Below are 21,838 nucleotides of genomic sequence, written 5' to 3'. Positions count from 1 at the left end.
ACTAGGCTCGGTCCACCGAAGGAATGACGCCACACCAACCGCTACGGTCCGGCCGGCCCGTCCACGAGCGTTCCGTGCAGTCCGTGGATGTGCTGCTCCACCAGGTCGGCCGCCTCGGCGCCCCGCCCCTCGCACACCAGCATCAGGAGGGTGTCGTGCTCTGCGTTGAGGGCGCGGGCGGTGGCGGGCCAGTCCTCGGCCTCTTCCAGAGCCCGAAGAATCAGCGGGCGCACCGACTCCCGTACGGCGGAGGTGAGGGTGGAGGTCAGGGCGTTGCCGGAGCTGCGGGCGATCAGCACATGGAAGCGGGTGTCCAGGTCGTTGAACGCGCTCACCCCGATGCCGGGCGCCGCCATGCCCCGTACCAGCTCCTCCGCCTCGTCGAGGTCCTCGGACGGTGCGTGACAGGCGGCGGCCGCGAAGCTGGACCTCTCCAGGATGATCCGGGCCTCCAGGACGTCCTGGAGGCTGTAGCTGCCGAGGGCGAAGTGGAGCCGCAGCAGCCGGCCCAGGGCGTCGTCGGGGTTGCGCACGATCCGGGCCCCGGCGTCCGGGCCCCGGCCGGGCTGGGCCACCAGGACACCGATCGTCTCCAGCACCCGCAGCGCCTCGCGCAGGGCGGACCGGCTGACGCCGAGCACGGGGGCCAGTTCCCGCTCGGGCGGGAGCCGGTCGCCCGCCTTCAGCTCGCCCGCGAAGACCCGCTCCTCGATGGAGCGGAGCACGAGTTCGTGGGTACGGGACTGCCGCACGGGCTGCCATTCGACGGACATCCGCAACTCCCTGCCTCGGCCGGTTCCGGGACGTTCAGCGTATGTCACACATACGGTGTGGTCGGACCGTACAAGTCCCAGAGGTAGGACCGAACTGAGGTCGCATTCTCCGTGCACGCGAAGGCCCCGACCGGTTCGGCGGTCGGGGCCTTCGGTCGGCCCGTGCGGAGGGGCCGGGGATGCGGCGGTGCGGGCGCCGCGCGTCAGGGGGTGCTGGGGGAACCTGAGGTTCCAGGGGTTCCAGGGGTTCCGGGGGCTCCGGGGGCTCCGGGGATGTCTCGGCCGTGCAGCCGGCCGCGCTGCGGGTCGAAGAGGTGGGCGGCCGCTCCCGCCACCACGAGGCCCGTGGCGATCAGGAGGCCGTGGCCGATGGCGATGCCCATGCCCAGGGCTGTGAGCCCGAAAGCCATGCAGAGCCAGGCGTTGCGGCGCCGGTACTCGCGCGGGCTGCGCGGGGTGCCGTCGGACATCGCCGCCGCGAAACCGGGGTCGTCGCGATGCAACTGCTCCTCAAGGGCGCGCAGCCGTTCGTCGTACGTGGGCATGGTGTCTCCCTCCCGGTACGGAGACCTCTCGGCCTCTCCGGCGCCGGCCCCGTGATGCGGCACGGGCAGGGCCCCCCGGGCCCTGAGTTCATGGTCGACGGGGGCATCCGGAAGAACCATCGGGGGCAGCACCCATATCCGGGGGTGTGCACCATGTAGATGCGGGACAGGCCGCGCGCCCTGCCGGCTGTGGAGACGGCAAGCGTGGAGGGGGCGACGGGAGCCGCAGGAGCGGCGGTATCCGGGCGACGGCGTGTTTCCCGCGCACAGCGACGATAGTGGAGGCTGTCGACACCCAGCCTTCCCTACCCCGTCCCCGTCCCCATCCCATCCCGCCCCGCCCCGACCCGACCCCACAGCCCTTTCACCGCCCGCAATCGTTCCGACGCCCGATGGAGGCCGTGCTCCCTTGTCCCTGTTCTGGCGGATCTTTCTGCTCAACGCCGCGGTGCTCGTCGCCGCGGGCGCCCTGCTGCTGCTCGGCCCGATCACCATCTCCACACCGGTCCTGCTGACGGAGGCGATGATCCTGACCGGCGGGATCGCCTTCATGCTCGCGGCCAACGCGGCCCTGCTCCGGCTCGGCCTCTTCCCCCTCCAGCGGGTCACCCGCGCGATGACCACGACCGACCTGCTGCGCCCGAGCCCGCGCCCCGAGGTGGCCGGGCACGGCGAGATCGCCGCGCTGATCGAGACGTTCAACACGATGCTGGACCGGCTGGAGGCCGAGCGCGCCACCAGCAGCGCCCGCGCGCTCTCCGCCCAGGAGGCCGAGCGCCGCCGGGTCGCCCAGGAGCTGCACGACGAGGTCGGGCAGACGCTCACGGCGGTCCTCCTCGAACTGAAGCGGGTCGCCGACCACGCGCCCGAGCCGCTCCGCGGCGAGCTGCGCCAGGTCCAGGAGATCACCCGCGGCTCGCTGGACGAGATCCGCCGGATCGCCCGCCGGCTGCGCCCCGGGGTGCTGGAGGAGCTGGGTCTGGTCAGCGCGCTCACGGCTCTCATCACCGAGACACCGACGCCCGACGGGCTGACGATCCGCCGGCAGATGGGCAAGGACCTGCCCGAACTGGACGCCGAGGCCGAGCTGGTCGTCTACCGGATCGCCCAGGAGGCGCTCACCAACACGGTCCGTCACGCCGGTGCGTCGCGGCTCGAACTCTCCCTGCGCCGCAGCCCCTGCGGGGTGGAGCTGCGCATCCGCGACGACGGCCGGGGCCTCGGGGACACCCCCGAGGGCGCGGGCCTGCGCGGCATGCGCGAGCGCGCTCTGCTGATCGGCGCCGAGCTGTTCCTCGGCCCCGGCCCGCAGGGCGGTACCGAAGTACGTCTCGATGTGCCCGTCCGGAACGGAAGCCGGTGACCATGCCCCTCTCCTACCCGCCCCCTTCCCGGGGCAGCACCGCTGCGCCGACCCGCATCCTGCTCGCGGACGACCACGCCCTGGTGCGCCGGGGGGTCCGGCTGATCCTTGACGGCGAACCGGACCTCACGGTCGTGGCCGAGGCGGGCGACGGCGCCGAGGCCATCGACATGGCTCGCGCCGAACGGCCGGATCTAGCCATCCTGGACATCGCCATGCCCCGGCTGACGGGTCTGCAGGCGGCGCGCGAGCTGTCCCGGGTCATGCCCGGCCTGCGCATCCTGATGCTCACCATGTACGACAACGAACAGTATTTCTTCGAGGCGTTGAAGGCGGGGGCGGCCGGGTACGTCCTGAAGTCGGTCGCCGACCGGGACCTGGTGGAGGCCTGCCGGGCAGCGATGCGCGACGAGCCGTTCCTCTACCCGGGCGCGGTCACGGCGCTCATCCGCAACTTCCTCGACCGGGCCAAGGACGGCGAGGAACTGCCGGCGCGGGCGATCACCGAGCGCGAGGAGGAGATCCTCAAGCTGGTCGCCGAGGGGCACTCCTCCAAGGAGATCGCGGAGCTGCTGGTCATCAGCGTCAAGACCGTGGAGCGGCACCGCGCCAACCTGCTCCAGAAGCTCGGGCTGCGCGACCGTCTGGAGCTCACCCGGTACGCGATCCGCGCGGGCCTGATCGAACCGTGACCGCCACCGCCGCACAGGACGCCACTCCCGCACAGCCCCTCGCCCCCGCACAGGCCGTCGCGCGGCGGTCGGTTCATACGATTCTCACTCGACCCGCATAAAGTGCACCCGTGACCCAGATGACCCCGCCCGGCTGGCACCCAGACCCCGGGCATTCAGGTAAAGGCCCCGCTCAGGAACGCTGGTGGGACGGAGCGCAGTGGTCCGGCCACGTCCGCGCGTCGCCCGCCGCGGCCCGCCGCCGTGGGATCCGTATCGGCGTCGGCGTGACCGTCGGCGCCGTGGTGCTCGCCGCGATCGGGGGCGGGGTGTATCTGCTGGGCGAGGACGACGGCGGCCGGCCGGGCATCGCGGTCGCCTCCCCGTCCACCACCCCCTCCGCCCCCGACGGTTCGGGCGCACCGGACGGCGGGAACAAGGACGGCGAGAACGGGAGCGGCGGGAACGGCGGCGGCGAGGAGGACGGCGGCCAGGGTCCCGGCGAGCAGCTCCCGCCGACGGAGCCTGGCTACGCCACGGACCTGGCCGCCGGAATCAGCCTGCCGGTGCCCAAGGGGTGGACGGGCAAGTCGGCACCGGTCGGCGCCGGTCTGACGACGGGTGAGCACGCCTGCCCCGGCGGCGCCGACAAGACGTGTGTGCGCGGAGGGGTGTTCTCGGCCCCCGCTGTCGCCCTGAAGCTCACGGGCGGGTCGCCGGAGGAGGCGGCCAAGAAGGACATCGCCGTCAACGCCGAGGAGTCCTACGGCGGGGACTCGTACGGGAAGATCACCTCGCACGAGGAGCTGAAGTCCGGTGCGGTCACCGTGGCGGGCCAGAAGGGCTACGCGGTGCGCTGGAAGGTGGTGACGGAGAAGGGCGACGACGGTTACGTCGAATCGCTGGTGTTCCCCTCCCCCTCCTCCAAGGACATGCTCGTGGTGGTCCGGTCCGGCTTCGACATCAACAAGGACGCGCCGAAGCTGTCCGTCCTGGACGAGATCGTCAAGGGCATCAAGGCCGCGTCGGGGGCGGGCGCGGGCAACGGCGGAGCCGCCTGAGCCCCATCCTGGACGAGGGGAGCAGGGCGGGACCGATGGGTCCCGCCCTGCTCCCGCCGCGTTCAGCCGGTGGCCGACCGCGCCTCAGCCGGTCTCCCGCCGGGCCTCAGCCTGTCTCCCGCCGGGCCTCAGCCCGTGACGGTCGCCGGATCGCTGATCCCGGCGGCCCCCGTCTCCACATGGCCCGCGAACCTGCGCAGGAAGCCCGGCTCCCCGTCGACGGTGACGGACACGTCGTACCAGCGCCGCCCCGCCCGCAGGTCCACCGTGCGTGAAACGGTGGCTCCCGCCCGTACGGTGACTTTCTGTTCCGCTCCCCCGTAGGCGTCGGCGATCGTCAGTACGCCGTCCGTGGGGCCGGAGTTGGTGAGTGTGAGGTCCAGGTTGCCGTTGGTGGCGTTGTGGCGTGCGGTGGCCTCGGGACCCGCGGTGGCGCCCGGGCTCCGGAACGTACGCAGGAAGCCGTTCGGGCCGTGCACGGTGAGGTCGTGGCTGCCGCCGGAGTAGGCGGAGTTCCAGCTGTCGGTCAGCGTCCTGCCCGCGTCTGTTGTGTACGTCCACGGGGCGTCGGTGCGGTTGCCGGAGGTGACGTAGAACTGTGCCCCGGCGGCCGTCCCCGGGCTGAACGTCAGCGCGATCTTCCCGGTGGCCGGGTTGAGGGCCCCGTCGACGTACGGCTCGTACGGGAGCGGGCGGGTGGGCCGGCTGCCCGGTTCCTGCGAGGGCATGGCACCCACCGCCGGCGGGGTGGGCCGGTAGGCGGGGTGGCGCTCGCGGTCCGGGGGCTCGTACGCCGAGGTGTCCGGCAGGTCGCCGGGGGCCGGGGCGGACCGGCCGAAGTCGAAAGCGGAGGTGAGGTCGCCGCAGATCGCCCGCCGCCAGGGCGAGATGTTCGGCTCGTGGACGCCGAAGCGCTGTTCCATGAACCGCAGCACGGAGGTGTGGTCGAAGACCTCGGAGCAGACGTATCCGCCGGTGCTCCAGGGCGAGACGACCAGCATGGGGACGCGGGGCCCGAGGCCGTAGGGGCCGGCTCCGTACGAGGGTCCGCCCGGGTAGATCTCCGTGGTGGTGTCCGCCGTGGACAGGCCCTGGTTCGCCGAGGCCGGCGGGTAGGGCGGGACGACGTGGTCGAAGAAGCCGTCGTTCTCGTCGTACGTGATGAACAGGGCGGTCCGGCTCCACACCTCGGGGTCGGAGGTGAGGGCGTCGAGCAGGCCCGCTATGTACCAGGCACCGTAGTTGGAGGGGAAGTTGGAGTGCTCGGTGAAGGCCTCGGGGGCGGCGACCCAGGATATCTGCGGGAGCGTTCCGGCCTGTACGTCGGCGGTGATCGCGTCGAAGTACCCGCCGCCGGCCGACACGTCGGTGCCGGTGCGCGCCTTGTCGTACAGCGGGTCGCCGGGCTGGGCGTTGCGGTAGTTGTTGAAGTAGAGGAGGGAGTTGTCGCCGTAGTTGCCCCGGTAGGCGTCGTTGATCCAGCCCCAGTGGCCCGCCGCGTTCAGGCCGTCGCCGATGTCCTGGTAGATCTTCCAGGAGACCCCGGCCTCCTCCAGCCGTTCGGGGTACGTCCTCCAGCCGTATCCGCGTTCCTCGTTGCCGAGCACCGGGCCGCCGCCCGTACCGTCGTTGCCGGTGTGGCCCGACCAGAGGTAGTAGCGGTTGGGGTCGGTGGCTCCGATGAAGGAGCAGTGGTACGCGTCGCAGACGGTGAAGCGGTCGGCGAGCGCGTAGTGGAAGGGGATGTCCTCACGGGTGAGGTAGGCCATGGTCGTCGGGGTCTTGGCCGGTATCCACCGGTCGTATCGGCCCTCGTTGTACGCCCGGTGGCCGCCCGGCCAGTCGTGGTTGAGGCCCTGGAGGAACTGCATGCCCAGGTCGTCGGCGGTCGGGTGGAACGGCAGCGTCACCTTGCCCGCCGCGTCCGCCTGGTGCCAGACGGACTTTCCGCTCGGCAGGGTCACAGGCCTCGGGTCGCCGAACCCTCGGACCCCCTTCATCGCCCCGAAGTAGTGGTCGAAGGAACGGTTCTCCTGCATCAGGACGACGATGTGCTCGACATCCTGGATCGTCCCGTCGGCCCGGTGGGCGGGGATGGCGGCAGCCCGGTCGATACTGCCCGACAAGGCGGAGAATCCCGCGGTCGCACCGGCGATCTGGAGGAACCGGCGCCTATTCATCTCAGTCATGCGTGGGGGCCTCTTGGAGTGGGGGAACAGAAGCGAACAGAATGTTCCAAGAGAACCGAACAGAAAGGAAGGGGCTGTGACGGACCGGTGAATGGGGGGCGTACGGCCCGCGTCCGGCACCGAGAAGGGGGACCCGACTGAAGAGCGGGCCCGACCCGAGCGCGGGCCGTCCTGAAGAGCGGGGCTTACGTCACCCGGCGGGGGCGGGGGTGTTCGACCCGGATCCGCAGCGGCGCGAGGACACCGTTCAGGTAGTCGCGGCCTTCGGGGGTGTCGAGCGCCAGCGGGGCATCCGATGAGGGCTTGAGGAGGGCCGGGCCGTCCGGGCGGTCGTACAGGGCGACGACCTCGCCGGAGACCAGACCCGAGTCCTGGCGCGACGGCCAGCGGAAGCCCACCGCCCAGTCGGCCTGGCTGCGTATCCAGGAGCCCCAGCGGCGTACGCGCGGATACTCCGGCGCCGGTGACTGGACCAGCCAGATGTCCTGGTGGACGGCTGCCAAGTGGGAGTCGTCGGTCAGGTCCACCAGCGGCAGGTCACCGGCCGCGACGACCTTGGACAGCAGCATGTCGCGCACCCGGGGCCGGGTGATGCGGCGCCGGCCGTCCGGCCGCATCACGAGATCGCGGGCCAGGGTCTCCCGGACGGCGGTCAGCGGGGACAGTCCGGCGTACAGATACGGGCGCGGCTCGGCGCTCAGCCCGTCCCTGATGTCGCAGAACCGGCCCCCGCCCCAATGGAGGTCGGCCGGGAGGGACTTGAACTCGGTGGAGCCACGGCGGGTGCTGTGGACCCGCCACAGTTCGGTTCCGGCGGGCACCACGTGGCGGTGCGGCTTCGCCCGGACGGCCGGGGCGGGGATCATCTGGTCGGGCACGTACTCACCACTCCGGGATCTCTGCTCGTGCGGCGGACAGCAGGGTGTGGTCCACCCCGGTGCCCAGCAGCCTCGCGGGCGCGGCGTCCAGCCATACGTTGGGACCGAGCCACCAGTCCGCCGCCCCCCACGGGTCCTCGTCGGCCGACAGCAGCCGGTTGATCTCGACGACCACCGGATAGGGCGTCCCGGACGCCGGATCGAGCTGGAAGGCCGGAACACGCTCCTCCTCGTCCGCCACGGTCAGCCGGATCAGGTCCCGGGCCTGCTCCGGTACGAGGTCCAAGGAGGCCGACTGGAGGGCCGGTTCGGCGAGCAGCCAGGCGTCGTCGGCGTCGGGGCGGTACGGGGGGTCGGCGCGGTCCGCAAGGGCGGAACGGTTCTCGGCGGCGGGGTGGTCCGCAGGGGCGGAGCGACTGTCATCCGCGGTGTGGCCCTCACGGGTGGGGTGGTTCTCATCTCCGGCATGGCTCTCGGGGGCCGGCCGGTGCACGTCCCGGGGCGCGTCGGCCGGGCTTCCCTCGATCTCCACCTCCGAGCGCAGGTGCACGAGCAGCGCCAGCAGTGCGTCGCCGTCCGGGGGCACTGCCGTACCGGGCTGGAAGCGCACTCCGGAGGGGGTCAGCGCGGCCCGCAGCGGGTGACCCGGCGGGGTGAACGGCTTGATCAGTTCCCGCAGATCGGCGGCGGCCACCACCGGGTCGGACTCGGCGTCCGCCAGGATCTCCAGCAGTTCGGCCCGTGCCGGCGGGTCCAACAGGGTTTCCAGCTCGGCCCGATGGGCGCGGATCGCCTCCACCACGTCCGTCAGGAAGGACATACCGGCACCCCCTCCCTGCGAGCTCTTCCGCCGCCTCTCCCGCGCTGGGAGCGACCGTAACAGCGCGCTCGGTGCTCCGCGCGGGAATCACGCAGAACGGGGAACGAGGAACGGGGTGGCGGGGAGGCGGGGAGATCGCCGAATGGCGAGCGCCGTTCTGCCCGTTGATGCATCATGGGCGGCAGATACCGCCCGAGGGAGCCGGCGCCCGCCGTCGCTCGCCTGCCGACCGCATCCGGTCGGCCGGCCACCGACGAGGAGCCCCCTTCCCGCGCGGTTCACCATGTGGCTCCGGGGGAGGGTCATTGAGCAACTCAGCCGCGTATGAGTGGTCCTATGTCGACGTCGAGGCGGAACGGCGGCGAGAGCTGCGCGCCCAGCTCGCCCAGGAGACCGCCCGCTCGCACCATCTGCGCGGGCAGGCCAAGTCCCTGCGACGCGCGTACCGCACGGCCAAGATCGACGTGGACGTGATCACCGTGCCCGCCTCCGCCGACTCCACGGAGCTCGCACTCGCCCTGGACTCCGCCCGCAGGATCAACCAGCAGGCGGAGGCCGAGCTCAGCCGGGCGGCCGCCGACGTCTGGTCCCTGGTGCCCGCCGAGACCGAGGAGCAGCCCACCGCACGGCCCGCCACGGCCCGCGCCGCGGCGGGTGACGGCCGGACGGCCCGTGCCGGAGAGGAGCGCGCCACGCAGGTCAGGGCGGCGGCCCTGGTGGAGGCCGAGGCGCTCCTCGAACGGGACGGGCCTGCCTGCGAGCCGGAGGAGCTGCCGCTCTTCGCCCGCCGCCTGGAGGCGTTACGGCAGGCGCGGAGCGCCGAGGAGGCGCGCACCCTCCTCCACGATCTCGGGGTGCGGGTGCACCGGTCCACACAGCGGCAACGGACCGCCGCCCGCACGTCCGCGCTGCGGGCCGGGCTGCTCGACGCGCTGGAGGACGCCGCGCCGGAGGACCGCCGGCGGCTGGCGGCGGCGGTGGCGGAGGCCGACGACCCCGCCGGGCTGGAAGGTGAGGTCGCCCGGGCCGTGGCGCGGGCCGACGCCGCCCGGGGCCGGTCCGTTGTCGCGGACACCCTGATGCAGGTACTGCGCGAGCGGGACTACGCGGTGGGTGAGGACTTCGCCGACCTGCTCGCGGAGAGCGGCAGTGTGGTGGTGCCCTTCGGCGAAGCGGCCGGGACGGCCGGCGACGGGGTGGTCCCCGACGGCTACGGCGTCCGCGTGGCGCTGGCGGCCGACCGGCGCGGGCTCACCACCGTGCTGGTGCGCGCGCCGGAGTCCGGTGCGGAGGACCGGGAGCGGGTCGGCGGGAGCGCGGGGCACGCGGAGGACAGGGCCGACGGCGAGGTCCAACGCTGGTTCTGCGATACGCAGTTACCGACGATCGAGGACGCGGCCCGGGAACACGGGGTCGACCTGGCGCGTACGTCCGCGCTGCCGCCGGGGGTGCGGCCTACAGCCGTCGCCCCCGACGGCTCCTGGCCCGACAACGGCCTGGCCCACGACCGCGCTCCGGACGGCGGTCCGGCCACCGATGAGCGGGCGGAGCACGAGGAGGACCAGGCGGTCCCGGCGGGCAGGCGACGCGGCAAGAAGAAGGTCAGACCCTCGCGATCCACGACGTACGGACAGGATCAGACGCGTGGCCGCTGACACCGGTGGGACGGGCGCCCCGGGCGGGCCGTTCCGCAAGGAGCACACACCGTCCGCGGCCGGGCCCTCCGATGAAGCGGCCCACGGGTACGCGACACCCGAAGGGACGGCCTACGAGTACGGGGCGCCGGAGGAGCCTGCCCCCGAGGACGCGCCGCCTCCGCAGCCCGCGGCCCCGGCCCCCGCCTGGATCCGTGAACTGGACATGGCGCTGACGGTGTATCCGCAGATCCTGCTGACGGGCAACGTCCGCGATGTGTTCCTGCTGCCCGAGGACGACGAGGACGGTGTGGTCGCGGCCGAACCCGACCGCCCGATCATGCCGTACAGCCTGGAGGAGGTCGTCGAATCCCTCTGCCGGGCCCGGGGGTACGGCGCCCTGGCCCGGCAGAGCATGGTCGACGACCGGGTGATCGCCTGGAAGCTCACCGAAGGCCCTTTCACCATGCCGGACGCCCTGCGCCGCATGGCCGAGGAGGACGCCCGCAACGAACGGGAACGGGCCGAGCGGGAGCGTGCCCAGCGGGACGGAGGGCCTGCGGCGGCCCGTCGCGCGGACGAGGACGAGGACGACGAGGACGACGACATCGAGGCGGGCATCTCCCGTATCAGGGAAATCATGATCGGTACGGTCCGGCACACCGGCCCGGCGATCGGCCTGATCATCCCGTACACCGCCCGCCTCGGCTCACCGCGCGGCCCCGTGGCGGGTGAGGCGGCGCGCCTGCTGGCCACCGCCGAGGAGCTGGGTCACACCGCACGGCCGGTCCGTGGCGACGGGACCGGCGTGACCCCGTACAACACCGTCTTCTGGGTGGTCGAGAAGCAGGAGGACCTGCCGCTCGAATTCGCCATCGGCAGCCGGGCCCTGCGGGTGATCACCGTGCCCGAGCCGCCGCAGGACCAGCGCCGCGCGGCGGGCCGGTACGTGGTGGACCTGCTGGCCAGGCGCAGACGGGCGGAGGCCGGGGAGCAGGCTTCGGAGGCCGAGCGGGCGCAGGCGGCCGAGGCGCTGGCCCGTTCCTCGTACGGCATGGGGGTCGGCGAGATCCTCGCGGTCGGCCGCATGGCCGCCGACCGGGGGCTGCCCCTGAGCCGTCTGGACGAGGCCGCCCGGCTGTACCGGGTGGGCGTGCTCGACAATCCGTGGGCCACCCGGGCCGTGCGCGAGAACATCCTCGACGGCGAGGCCTACCTCAACGGCCAGGTCATCGGGCAGCCGCACGCCGTGCGCCGCACCATCGAGATCTTCATGCGGTCGGCGGCCGGGCTGACCGGCGCCCAGTCGTCCAGTTCGCCCAGCAGGCCGCGCGGCACGCTCTTCCTGTCCGGGCCCACCGGCGTCGGGAAGACCGAACTGGCCAAGGGCGTGGCCAAGATGATCCTCGGCGAGGACGCCCGGCCGATCCGCTTCGACATGAGCGAGTTCGCCGAGGAGCACGCCCGGGACCGACTGATCGGGGCGCCGCCCGGCTTCGTCGGACACAGCGCGGGGGGCGAGCTGACCAACGCGGTGCGGGCGCACCCGATGAGCGTGCTGCTCTTCGACGAGATCGACAAAGCGCACCCGCGCCTGTTCGACCTGTTCCTCCAGATCCTGGAGGACGGCCGGCTCACCGACGGGCAGGGCGCCACGGTCCACTTCACCGAGTGCGTGCTGATCTTCACGTCGAACCTGGGAGTGTCGGCGGAAGTGATCCGGCCGAGAAAACGCCGCAGTGCGCGTGCCGACACGCCGGGCAGCACGGACGGCGGCGAAGGCGGTCCGGGTGGCGACGGCGAGAGTGCCGGCGAGCAGGAGGCGGCGGGTGGCTCCCGGCGGTCGCGCCTGAGCCGACATGACAAGCCCGAGGACGTTCGCGAGGCGCTGCGGGGCGCGTTCGACTCCTTCTTCAACGACCACATCGGGCGGCCCGAGCTGCGCAACCGGTTCGGGGACAGCTTCGTGCCCATGGACTTCATCCAGCCCGAGTCGGTGCCGCCGATCCTCGACAAGGCGCTGGAGTCGGTGACCGGGCGGGTCAGGGAGGTCCACGGCGCGGAGCTGACGGTGGCCGACGACCCCTGGGAGGTGCTGCGGGTCGAGGCCAACCGGCGCCTGGACCACGGCGGTCGGGGGGTGGTGACCGCCGTGGAGTCGGCGCTCGTCAACCCCCTCTCCCGGGAGCTGTTCCACCAGCCGGCCCGGCCCGGGGAGCACATCGAGATCGAGGCGGTGGACGGCCAGGACGAGGCGTACACCCTGAAGGTGCGGCGATGGATGTGAAGGACGGCCCGCCGGACGGGCCGGTGCTGCGGGTGTCCCAGGTGCTCGGGCCCATTACGGCCCTGGGGCCGGGCAGGCGCCTCGGCGTATGGGTGCAGGGCTGCCCGCTCGCCTGCGCCGGGTGCATGTCCCGCCAGACGTGGGACCCGGCGGGCGGGCAGGACGTCAGCGTCGAGCGGCTGGTCCGGCTCTGGAGCCGGGGGCTGGCCGACGGTTACGACGGCCTGACGGTCAGCGGGGGCGAACCCCTGGAACAGCCCGAGGCGTTGGGCGCGCTGCTGGCGGCGGCCGACCGGGCCCGACGTGAGGCGGACCGGCCGGACGCGGACCTCCTCGTCTACACCGGCTGGGAGGACGCCGAGGTCGGCGCGTCGCCCCGCGCACAGGCGGTTCTCGGCCTGGCCGACGCCGTCATCACCGGGCGCTACCGCGCGGGCGAGCCGACCCGGCTGGTCTGGCGCGGCTCGGCCAACCAGAACCTGATCCCGCAGACCCCGCTCGGCCGCCGCCGCTACGCCCCTCATCTGCGACGCCGGGCCGAACGCCCGGATGTCCAGGTGCGGGTGACGGAGGATGCCGTGCACATCGTCGGCGTCCCGATGCCGGGCGAACTCGGGCGCCTGGAAAGGGAATGGGCCGCTCGGGGCGTGACCTTCCGGGAGAACACATGGCGACCGTGAACCGCTACCTGTGCCCGGTGGCCCCGGGCGAGTGCCCGTCGTCACCGCGGCGGGGATTCTGCCCCAACCACGAGTGGGAACGGCTCGTACCGGACCGCGCGTATCTGACGGCTGAGCGAACGGACCAGGAACGGACGGGCGCGGAGGGGCCTGAGGGGGCCGAGGGGACACGGGGGCCGGAGGGAACGGGAGAGCCGGACCGGACGGCCGATGCCGTGCGGACAACAGACGCCGTGCGGGCCTCGGACCCCCTGCGGCACCGGACGGCCGATGCCGTGCGGGCCTCGGACGCCTTGCGGACCTCGGACACCGAGCGGCGGGACCGGCCGGAGGCCGCCGCCCCCGCCGGCGCCCGTCGGCCACGCCCGACCCCGGCCGCGCCGCCGGCCGACCTGACTCGCCCCCACCCCACCCCGGCCCCCTCCCCCGCCGCCCCCTGCCTGGCGCTCGTGCTGGCCGGCGCCCTGATCCCGGTGCGCGGCGCCGGCCAGGACCCCACCCGGCTGGGCCGGGAGGCCCCCGACTGCGCCCATGTGCCAGGTCTGGCCGCCCTCGACCAGGTCTCCCGGGCGCACGCCGAGCTGTACTGGCACGCGGGCCGCCTCTACGTCGCCGACACCGACTCGGTCAACGGCACCTACGTCGACGGCCTCCGCATCAGCCGCCCCGCCCAGCTCTGGCCCGGCGGCCACCGCCTCCGGCTGGCCGACGACCCCGAGGGCGTGGACGTGACCGTCGTCGAACTGGACGAGTACGGCGCACCGCTCTGAGCCGTACGTCCCCACCGCGCCCGCAGAACCCTCCCCAGCCGCAGGACGCCCGGCACCGAGCCGGGCAACAGCCCCCTTCGAGGACCCGCATGGCCGACAACGCGACCGACGGACCGGCGAACGACGCCCAACCGCCGAACAGACCCCCGAGCCCAGCGACGCGCAAGCAGGACTCCCGGCGCACGCCGGCGAGCCCGCCTACGCGCGTCCAGCCCCAAGCCGCCACACCCCCGAGCTCCCCGACACGCAAGCAGACGCCCGACCCGACGCCCGACGCCGCCCCGCCAAGCCCGCCGACCCGCGTCCAGCGCCAGGACTCCGTATCCCAGGGCGACCCGGTTCCGTTACCGCGCCAGGACTCCGTATCCCAGGGCGACCCGGTTCCGTTACCGCGCCAGGACTCCGTATCCCAGGGCGACCCGGTTCCGTTACCGCGCCAGGACTCCCCGCCCGCGAGTCCGCCCACCCGCGCCCAGCGGTCCGGCGCCAAGAAGGCCGCCGCCGGACCGCCGCCCAGTCCTCCCACCCGCCACCAGCACGCCCAGGCGCCGACGCCCTCGGGCGGTTCCCGGCACAGTGATCCGCCGACCCGTCGCGAGAGCGGGAACCGGGCCCGCGCCGAATTCCCCCAGGGCCTCCTCGACCGCTACGAGCCCTACAACATCGCCGGAGCCGGGAGCGAGGGCACCGTGTGGCACGTACGGCGGCTCGCCGACGGGAGCAACGCGGCGGTGAAGATCGCACACCCCGGCCAGTCCATGGACATGGACACCCTCGAGCACCTGGCGACCCCGGAGTTCAGCCGGCACACGCCCCGCATCCATGAGTTCGGCGATGTCGCGGTCGGCCCCTCGGTCTGCGGCTGGGTGGCGATGGAGTACCTGCCCGAGACGTTCGAGGACCTGCTGTCGCGGCGGCTGCGCGACGGGAAGCCGCGTCAGGACCGGAAGCAGACCGAGCGGACCGTCCGGGAGCTGGCCGATCTGCTGGACTTCTGGCAGACCCGCATCGACCGCAACCCGCTGGACCTCAAGCCCGCCAACATCCTCGTCCGGCGGAGCGCGGGCCCGCACGAGTTCGTCGTCGCGGACTTCGGCGGCATCGCGCGGTTCACGGCCAGCCAGAGCTACCGCGACTTCCAGATCACCGCCCTCTACATGGCGCCCGAGCAGATCGTCCACCAGAACCTCAAGGCCACCCCGTGGTGGACCCTCGGCCTGATCCTGTACCAGGTGTTCACCGGCCGCCCGCTCTACGTCCTGGGCGACGACGCCCTGATCACCGACGAGGCCTGGACCAGGGGACTGATCCTCAACAACGAGGTCGACCTGTCCGCCGTCACGGACGTACGGCAGAACCTGCTGCTCCAGGGGCTGCTCACCAAGGACCCCGACGACCGCTGGACGGCACCCGAGGTCCGCCGCTGGCTGAAGGGCGAGGATCCGCCCGTGGTCCGGCCTCCGGGCCCGGTGGACCAGCCGTCGGCCGCCGCCCGCCATGCCCACCGTCCCATCTCCTTCCGCGGGGTCGCCCACCACGAGGCCGAGAACCTCGCGGCGGAGATGGCCCGGCACTCGCAGGAGGCCGCCGACTGGCTGCAGGGGGACGGCGGCCCGCGCCTCGCGGCCTGGCTGCGCGACGACCTCCAGGACACCTCGTACGACGACAGCCAGCTGCTGGCCCTCCGGAGCGGCCGGGACCGGCCCGTGCGCGCCGCGCTCGCGGCGCTCTCCTTCGTCGCCGTGTTCGCGCCGACCGCGACCCCGCAGTACCGGGGCAGGCGGGTGGACGCGGAGGGGATCGCCCGGATCGCCCAGGGGCAGGGCTCGGTCGCGTTCGTCGACGAACTGCTCGGGGCGAACGTCCCGGCCGTCGCGTCCCGCTTCCGCTGCTACCACTCCGGCTGCGACGAGGGCGCCTGCGCGGTGCTGCTCGCCCTGGCCGCGGAACTGGCCGACACGGTCGATGCGGTGCGTGGCCGCGCCCGTTCCCTGCGGCGTCGCGGGAGTGCCGACGGCGAACTCGACCAGCGCGAGACGGACGCCACCTACGGTGTGGCCGCCGCGTTGATCGTCCACCCCGAGCAGCGCCGGCAGGTCCTGCTGCCCCTCACCGGGCTGCCAGGCCTGCCTGCCTCGCTCGTGGCCAAGGCTCCAGCCGCTGTGGTCGTGCTCCTGGCCCTGCTGCGGGCGCTGCTGCACCGGGTGGGCGCGGTGCTGGGCCGCCGATCGCCCGATGCCGCGTTCCTGCGGCGGTGGGCCGCGCTGCACCGGGGGGCGGCGCACGGCGACGTCCGTACGGTGCGGGGCCGGGCGGCGCTCGTCGCGGCGGCGGTGCTGCTGCCCCGGGCGCTGCGCGCCGACGCGATCGGGCAGGACCACGAGATCACCCTCGGGGAGCGGTGGTCGGCCTCGTGGCGGCCGCTGGTGCGGCGGCTGGCCGCCGGGGCCGTGCTGTTCGCCGCGTTCTGGCTGCTGATCTGGTCGGGCGCGCTGGTGCGGGCCGTCCTGGACATGGGCGGCGGCTGGGCACTGCTGTCCTCGGAGGAGGGGAACGTCGTCCCGCTCGCACGCGCCGCCGACGCGGCCGCCCGGGCGCAGGCGGATCTGTGTGCGGTGGCCCTGGCCGGTGCCGTGGCTTTCGCGGCCGCCCCGGCCAGGGCCTCCGCGCGGATGTTCGTGGCCGCGGCGGCTCTCGTGGCCTGGGTCGGCTACGCGCGCCCGGACCTTCCGCCGCTCACCCCGCTGCACGCGCCGGACTGGGTGGTCGAGCGCCTGCGGGACCTTCTGGGCGGCTGGCAGAGCTGGAACGGTCTGGCGGCCTTCGCGCTCGTGGTGCCGGCCGGCCTGCTGCTGGCCCTGGCCGCCCGGCAGTTGCAGACGGCCAGGGTCGCCGAGACGGAGCAGGCCGGCCTCCGCCGCGAGCGTGCGGAGCAGCGCCGCGCCCGGATGGGTCTGCCCCGGCGTCCGTACCAGAACCCGGAGCGGTGGCGCACCGGCCGGCCGGGCCTGCTGGACCGTCTCCTGTTCGCTGTGGCCGCCCTCCTCGCGCTGGTCACGCTGTTGTGGGCCGTGGTCGAGATCCGCGTCGCGCACACCGGGGAACACCCCACGCTCGCCTCGTGGGGCACCGGCCAGCAGGGCGCCGCGTACCAGTCGCAGTACGTCCTCGCCTGCGCGGCCGTCTGCGTGGTCGCCGCGCTCTTCTCCCCTCAAGGGGCCCGCCGGATGCTCAGATCGACCGCCGTCGTGGTCATGGTGCTCGGTTTCTGGCCGCCGCCGGTGCAGCCCGCGCGCTCGGTGAGCCTCCCCGTGACCCCGCAGCTGTTCGCGGAGTTCGCCGCCACCTGGGGACACGGCGCGTTCTGGGCGGCGCTGCTCCTGGCCCTGCCGTTGAGCCTGTACGCGGGTGGCTTCGCCGCACACCGTTCGCGGCGGGCCGCGCGATGACCGCCCAGGACTACGGGACCGCCCCGCCTCCCCCGGCCGGCCCGCCGGAGCCGCCGCCCGGGGCCGGGCCCGCCGAACTGCTTGACCACGCCGAGCAGTTGCTGGAGCACCACGACGCCCAGGAGCGGCCCGAGGACGCGGGCAACGCCTGGCAGCGGTGCCGTGAGGTGCTGCTGCGCGCCCGCGACCTGCTGGAGGACGAGGCGGCGGGGGCCGATCCGGCGGCGCTGGCCCGCGCCCGGTTCCTGCTGGGTCTCACCCTGTCGGTGGGGTACTGGCAGGCTTCGGCGGGTCAGGCGGAGGCCTACGGCGTCAGCGACCGGCTCGGCGTACGGAGTACTGCGGCCGGGCTGCTCGCCCTCGCCCGGGCCACCCTGCCGCAGGACACCCCGGCGTACGCCACCGCCTGCGTACGCCACGGTCTGCTGCTGCACGACCGATTCGAGGGCGATGATGCCGAGGACGACGGCGAGGGCGAGGGGGAGGGCCCGCACGCGGTGGGCGGCGCCGACGCCCGCGACGACGACCTGGACGAGGCCGTCCTCGCCTTCGACGAAGGCGTGCCCCTGCTCGACGAGGCCCCCCACCCCGGCCTGCTCGTCGCCTACGGCTGTGCGCTCGCCGACCGCTACGACCGCGATCGTGCGCCCGACGACCTGGGCGGGGCGGCGGCCCTGCTGGGGGCGGTGCTCGACGAGTTGCGCCCGCCGGGCTGGGAGCCCGCCGAGGCCGGTGCGGGCTCCTGGGTCGACGAAGCGGACCAGCTGGAGATCGAGGCCCGGGTACGCCTGGTCACCCTCCTGCAGGCGTCCGACGATCCGGCCGATGCCGAACAGGCGGAGCGGCACCTGGAGTTGCTGGCCGCGACCGTTCCGGACGGGCATCCGACCCGGATCTTCGCCTGCGGGCACCTGGTCGACGTCTACCGCGAACGTGAGGGCGGCGTGCGGCCCGAGGAACGCCCGGCGTACCTCGCGCGCCTGCGCGAGCTGTACCGCCTGCTCGACGCCGGGAGCCCGCACCTGCCCCGGGTGGCGGCGCTGCTGGGCGCGGCGCTGGCGGAGCGGGTCGGGCAGTCGGGGTCCCGCTACATGCCGACGGCGGAGAACGAGGAGGCCACGGTCCTGCTGCGGGAGGCGCTCGCCGGGCTGGCCGAGGACGACGAGCTGCGCCTGCCGGGCCATGCCGTCCTGGGGTGCCTGCTGAACCGCTGCCACGACTTCGACCCGACGGCGTACGACAACGAGGAGGCTCTGCTCCATCTGGAGCGGGCCGTCGACCTCTGCCCGCCCGACGACCCGATGCGCGGCGACCTGCTGAACCAGCTCGCCCACGCCACCATCGTGCGGGACGACCGCTCCCCGACCGACCTCGAAGGCGTCGACCGGACGATCGCGCTGCTCAACGAGATGATGAAGGTGCCCTCGGACACCCCGGGGTTCGGCTCGCAGGCCCACGGGGCGTACGCCGCGGCCCTCAGCCAGCGCCACGCGCTCTCCAACTCCTCGGACGATCTCGACGCGTCGATCCGCCACCTCACCGCGGCGTTCCGGCAGACCGCGGTCGACGACGTGAACCGGGTGGTGTACCTGCAGAACCTGGCCATCGCCCTCTACCGGCGCTATCAGACGGGCGGCGACCTCCAGGACCTGACGACCGCCACCCGTTACATGAGGGAGGTCACCGCCGTGCTCGACGGCGTCGACCCCCGTGTCACCGCGGACCTGCATCTCGTCGTACGCAACCGGGTCCTGCTCGAACAGGCCCTGGCAGGGCTCCAGTTCATGCTCGCCTTCACCGGGGGCTCGAAGGCGGGGATGTTGGCGGCCGTCGCGACGATGCGCCGCCTGCAGGAATCCTGCGACGAGGACGCACCTGAACTCCTGCCGCTGGAGGCGGACCTGGGGCTCATGCTGCTGGTGGTCTCGTTCTTCGGCGGCACTTGGCAGGAGCGCCTGGAGGGGCTCGTCCTGATGACGGAGTCGGTGGACGCGCTGCCCGAGGACCACCCCGAACGGAGCAGGCTGCTGCTGAGGACGGCCGGGGCGGTGCTGATGACCGCGGTCTCGCCGTTCAACAGGCGGGGGGTCGAGTCGGCGGAGAAGATGCTGCGGGAGGTCATCGACACGGTGGCGCCGGACAGCCAGGAGGGGCTCAGGGCGGCGGGGCTGTACGCGAACGTCTTCTACGCCCGCTTCCTCCACGCGCGCGCCCCCGCCGACGCGGACCGGGCGGTCGAGGTGGCCCGTACCGCCCTCGGACGTCTCGAAGGCCGGGCGCCCTCCCCTGTCGGCACCCTCCTCACCAACGTACTGGCGGACGCCCTGCGGGCCCGTGAGGCCCCCGGGGACCGCGAGAACGCCCGGCGGACGGGGGTGGCGGGGCTGCGCGAGGCGGCAACGGTCGTCCTGCTCCAGGTCGCCGCGGAACCGGCGCTCCAGATGGCCCGCAGCGCCGCCGACCGGGCGTTGCAGATCGCCCGCTGGTGCCTGGCGGACGGCGATCTGGCGGGTGCCGTGGAGGCCATGGAGCTGGGGCGCGGCCAGGTGCTGCACGCGTCGACGACCACGGCCGACGTGCCTGCCCTGCTGCGCGAGGCGGGCCGGGAGGATCTCGCCGAGGAGTGGGAGGGCGGCGCCCGCGCCCCGGTCGTGACCGATCTGGCGGCGCTGCTCGACGGTCCGGGCTCACTGCTGGGCGGTCTCGGCGAGGGGGCGGAGCTGCCGCTCCCGGACGACCTGCGGCAGCGGGTGCTCACCGCGCTGGCCCGGTCGCGAGCGGGCTCCGCCCTGATGGCCCCGCCCGCGCCCGGCGAGATCGGGGCCGCGCTGCGCCGGGCCGACGCCGACGCGCTCGTCTACCTCCTGCCGCCCGGCGGCGGTGGCGGCAGCGGCGGCACCGCGGTCGTCGTCACCCGCGAGGGTGAGGTCGCGACGGTCGGCTTCGGCCTGATGCGCAAGGACGGCCTGGATGTCCTGGAGGCCTACCGGGAGGCGCACCGTCACCGCCAGGACGTCCTGGACCGCACCGACGACCCCGAGGTCCACACGGCGGCGCACGCCCGTTGGCGCTCCGCGCTGGAGGAGTTGTGCGACTGGGCCGGTGCGGTCGTGATGGCCCCGCTCGCACGCTCCCCCCTGCTCCGCGCGGCCGGGCCGCAGCCTCGGCTGGTCCTCGTCCCGTTCGGTGTCCTGGGCGGGATCCCCTGGCATGCGGCGCTGCTCAGCAGCGGCTTGCGGCACGGCGGCCGGCCGGTGCGCGCCGTGGAGCGCATGACCCTGTCGTACGCGGCATCCGCCCGTCAGCTGCACGAGGTGCTGGGCCGCCCCCGGCTGCCGCTCGATGCCGGTGCGGTGATCGTCGGCAATCCGGACGGGACTCTGCCCGGCGCCACCACCGAGGCCCGGCAGATCCGCAGCGCCCTCTACCCGCGCGGCCTGCTGCTCGGCCGGGTGCGCGGCGCCTCCGGTCCCGGCACCCCCGCAGAGGTGCTGACGGCGCTGCCGAGCCGGACGGGCCCCGGGGCCTCGGTCCTCCATCTGGCCTGCCACGCACGGCCTTCGGGCAGCTCACCGCTGGACGCGTGCCTGTCCCTCGCGCCGCCCGGCGAACAGCAGCCGGACGGGCAGCTGACGGTCCGCGAGATCCTCCGCCAGGCCCGGGGCCGCCCGGCCGCCGCCCCCGGCGGCCTGGTGGTCCTCGACGCCTGCGTCAGCGACCACACGGCCGGTGACTTCGACGAGAGCCTCACCCTCTCCACGGCCTTCCTCGCCGCGGGCGCCACCGGGGTCGTCGGTTCGCGCTGGGAGGTCCCCGACGGCCTCACCGGGCTGATGATGTATGTCTTCCACGACCGTCTGCGCGCCGGCTCCCCACCCGTACGGGCGCTGCGCGAGGCGCAGTTGTGGCTGCTGGACCCCGGTCGCGAGGTGCCCGGGGGCATGCCGCCGGCGGTGGCGGACATCCTCAACGACGGCGACCCGGCGGCGCTGGAGGTGTGGGCGGCGTTCGCCTGCCAGGGGCACTGACGGACCTTGCCTCCGGCCCGGTGTCCGGACGGCGGCATGTACAGCACGACGAGCGGGGGAACCGAGTGGACGCGACGGTCGTAGGCCTTCTCGCGGCGGTGGTGGGGGTGGGCGGCACCCTGGGTTCGGCGTGGCTGACCCACCGCAGCGGAGCGGCGGCACGCCGCGAGGAGTGGCAGCGCATCGAACAGAGCCGACTGGCCGGACTGGCCGTCGAGCAGAGGCAGTCGGGGCTCCAGGAACGCAAGGCCTGTTACGCGGCGTTCAACGCCGCGGGCCGCCACTACCTGGCCACCCTCAGCGACCACGCCCATGTGCTGAGGCACGGCGCCGAGGACCCTCGGGAGTCCCTTGCGGAGGTCGACGCGGCCCGCGCCGAGTACGGGAGGCAGTACGCCGAAGCCCAGATGGTCGTGCCGGACACGGTGCTGGCCGAGCTGCGCACGGTCAACGCGGCCCTCGGCTCGGTCTACGGATGCCTGGCCCGCCTCACCCGCGGCACACCGCGCGAGGGCGACGACATCGACGCCGTACGGTCCGAGGTGAGGAGGGTCTGGCAGTTCCTGACCCGGATGCGGGCGACGATGCGCGCGGACCTGGACGTGACCGGCCCGTCCCACGGCTGACCGCGCCTCCGGCGCCAGGGGGCACGGGCGGGCTCCGCGCTCCGGATGCGGACCCGCCCGCGCC

The 21,838-nt window shown here is 73.8% G+C and carries 15 protein-coding genes; 10 read left to right on the top strand and 5 right to left on the bottom strand.

The window, feature by feature from the left end; genetic code table 11:
* Window positions 1-41: 41 nt before the first annotated feature.
* Both IE264_RS10580 and IE264_RS10575 read right to left on the bottom strand, forming a co-directional pair.
* Window positions 42-773, bottom strand: a complete 732-nt coding sequence (locus IE264_RS10580) for a FadR/GntR family transcriptional regulator (RefSeq protein WP_032756856.1) — start codon at window positions 771-773, stop codon at window positions 42-44.
* A 203-nt stretch (window positions 774-976) separates the two neighbouring features.
* Window positions 977-1,318, bottom strand: coding sequence for a DUF3040 domain-containing protein (locus IE264_RS10575; RefSeq protein WP_015612759.1), 342 nt, complete (start codon window positions 1,316-1,318; stop codon window positions 977-979).
* A gap of 409 nt (window positions 1,319-1,727) precedes the next feature.
* Between IE264_RS10575 and IE264_RS10570 the strand changes: the two genes are divergently transcribed.
* The 3 genes from IE264_RS10570 to IE264_RS10560 all read left to right on the top strand — a co-directional run bounded on the left by IE264_RS10570 (window position 1,728) and on the right by IE264_RS10560 (window position 4,413).
* Window positions 1,728-2,681, top strand: a complete 954-nt coding sequence (locus IE264_RS10570) for a HAMP domain-containing sensor histidine kinase (RefSeq protein ID WP_015612758.1) — start codon at window positions 1,728-1,730, stop codon at window positions 2,679-2,681.
* A 2-nt stretch (window positions 2,682-2,683) separates the two neighbouring features.
* Window positions 2,684-3,373, top strand: a complete 690-nt coding sequence (locus IE264_RS10565; RefSeq protein WP_032756858.1) for a response regulator — start codon at window positions 2,684-2,686, stop codon at window positions 3,371-3,373.
* A 119-nt stretch (window positions 3,374-3,492) separates the two neighbouring features.
* A complete protein-coding gene (locus IE264_RS10560; protein WP_078657456.1) occupies window positions 3,493-4,413 on the top strand; it encodes a DUF2510 domain-containing protein in 921 nt (306 codons plus the stop codon).
* A 128-nt stretch (window positions 4,414-4,541) separates the two neighbouring features.
* Here IE264_RS10560 and IE264_RS10555 read toward each other — a convergent pair whose 3' ends face one another.
* The 3 genes from IE264_RS10555 to IE264_RS10545 all read right to left on the bottom strand — a co-directional run bounded on the left by IE264_RS10555 (window position 4,542) and on the right by IE264_RS10545 (window position 8,300).
* On the bottom strand, window positions 4,542-6,602 hold the full coding sequence (locus IE264_RS10555; protein ID WP_190167621.1) for a phosphocholine-specific phospholipase C: 2,061 nt from the start codon (window positions 6,600-6,602) through the stop codon (window positions 4,542-4,544).
* A gap of 185 nt (window positions 6,603-6,787) precedes the next feature.
* Entirely contained in the window at window positions 6,788-7,480 is a 693-nt protein-coding gene (locus IE264_RS10550; RefSeq protein ID WP_032756862.1) for an RES family NAD+ phosphorylase, read from the bottom strand.
* A 4-nt stretch (window positions 7,481-7,484) separates the two neighbouring features.
* On the bottom strand, window positions 7,485-8,300 hold the full coding sequence (locus tag IE264_RS10545) for a serine/threonine-protein kinase (protein WP_051821808.1): 816 nt from the start codon (window positions 8,298-8,300) through the stop codon (window positions 7,485-7,487).
* A 305-nt stretch (window positions 8,301-8,605) separates the two neighbouring features.
* Here IE264_RS10545 and IE264_RS10540 point away from each other — a divergent pair, with 305 nt between their 5' ends.
* From IE264_RS10540 to IE264_RS10510, 7 genes are all read left to right on the top strand, one after another.
* Window positions 8,606-9,955: a hypothetical protein gene (locus IE264_RS10540; protein ID WP_032756863.1), complete on the top strand. Its 1,350-nt coding sequence runs from the start codon at window positions 8,606-8,608 to the stop codon at window positions 9,953-9,955.
* Window positions 9,945-12,221, top strand: a complete 2,277-nt coding sequence (locus tag IE264_RS10535; RefSeq protein ID WP_032756864.1) for an AAA family ATPase — start codon at window positions 9,945-9,947, stop codon at window positions 12,219-12,221. Before IE264_RS10540 ends, IE264_RS10535 begins: the two co-directional genes overlap by 11 nt.
* The gene (locus IE264_RS10530; protein ID WP_032756865.1) at window positions 12,212-12,901 is read left to right on the top strand and encodes a 4Fe-4S single cluster domain-containing protein; all 690 of its coding nucleotides are present in this window, start codon (window positions 12,212-12,214) and stop codon (window positions 12,899-12,901) included. Before IE264_RS10535 ends, IE264_RS10530 begins: the two co-directional genes overlap by 10 nt.
* A gap of 215 nt (window positions 12,902-13,116) precedes the next feature.
* Window positions 13,117-13,671 (top strand): FHA domain-containing protein, encoded by a 555-nt coding sequence (locus IE264_RS10525; RefSeq protein WP_158706525.1) that lies wholly within the window; start codon window positions 13,117-13,119, stop codon window positions 13,669-13,671.
* 89 nt (window positions 13,672-13,760) lie between these two features.
* Window positions 13,761-17,120 (top strand): protein kinase domain-containing protein, encoded by a 3,360-nt coding sequence (locus tag IE264_RS10520; RefSeq protein WP_190167620.1) that lies wholly within the window; start codon window positions 13,761-13,763, stop codon window positions 17,118-17,120.
* Entirely contained in the window at window positions 17,117-21,148 is a 4,032-nt protein-coding gene (locus IE264_RS10515; protein WP_051821809.1) for a CHAT domain-containing protein, read from the top strand. Before IE264_RS10520 ends, IE264_RS10515 begins: the two co-directional genes overlap by 4 nt.
* Before the next feature lie 65 nt (window positions 21,149-21,213).
* Entirely contained in the window at window positions 21,214-21,774 is a 561-nt protein-coding gene (locus IE264_RS10510) for a hypothetical protein (protein WP_015612746.1), read from the top strand.
* Window positions 21,775-21,838 lie beyond the last annotated feature (64 nt).

Origin of the sequence: Streptomyces microflavus (assembly GCF_014650075.1) — a bacterium.
Classification (GTDB): domain Bacteria; phylum Actinomycetota; class Actinomycetes; order Streptomycetales; family Streptomycetaceae; genus Streptomyces; species Streptomyces microflavus.
Note: the sequence above shows the minus strand (reverse complement) of the source record. Positions and strands in the feature narration are given on the sequence as shown.

Bases quoted from the DNA above. Each gene is read 5' to 3' on its own strand.
- IE264_RS10530 (WP_032756865.1), top strand. From the start codon at position 12,212: ATGGATGTGAAGGACGGCCCGCCGGACGGGCCGGTGCTGCGGGTGTCC.
- IE264_RS10545 (WP_051821808.1), bottom strand. From the start codon at position 8,300: ATGTCCTTCCTGACGGACGTGGTGGAGGCGATCCGCGCCCATCGGGCC.
- IE264_RS10555 (WP_190167621.1), bottom strand. From the start codon at position 6,602: ATGACTGAGATGAATAGGCGCCGGTTCCTCCAGATCGCCGGTGCGACC.
- IE264_RS10515 (WP_051821809.1), top strand. From the start codon at position 17,117: ATGACCGCCCAGGACTACGGGACCGCCCCGCCTCCCCCGGCCGGCCCG.
- IE264_RS10565 (WP_032756858.1), top strand. From the start codon at position 2,684: ATGCCCCTCTCCTACCCGCCCCCTTCCCGGGGCAGCACCGCTGCGCCG.
- IE264_RS10560 (WP_078657456.1), top strand. From the start codon at position 3,493: ATGACCCCGCCCGGCTGGCACCCAGACCCCGGGCATTCAGGTAAAGGC.
- IE264_RS10575 (WP_015612759.1), bottom strand. From the start codon at position 1,318: ATGCCCACGTACGACGAACGGCTGCGCGCCCTTGAGGAGCAGTTGCAT.
- IE264_RS10580 (WP_032756856.1), bottom strand. From the start codon at position 773: ATGTCCGTCGAATGGCAGCCCGTGCGGCAGTCCCGTACCCACGAACTC.
- IE264_RS10520 (WP_190167620.1), top strand. From the start codon at position 13,761: ATGGCCGACAACGCGACCGACGGACCGGCGAACGACGCCCAACCGCCG.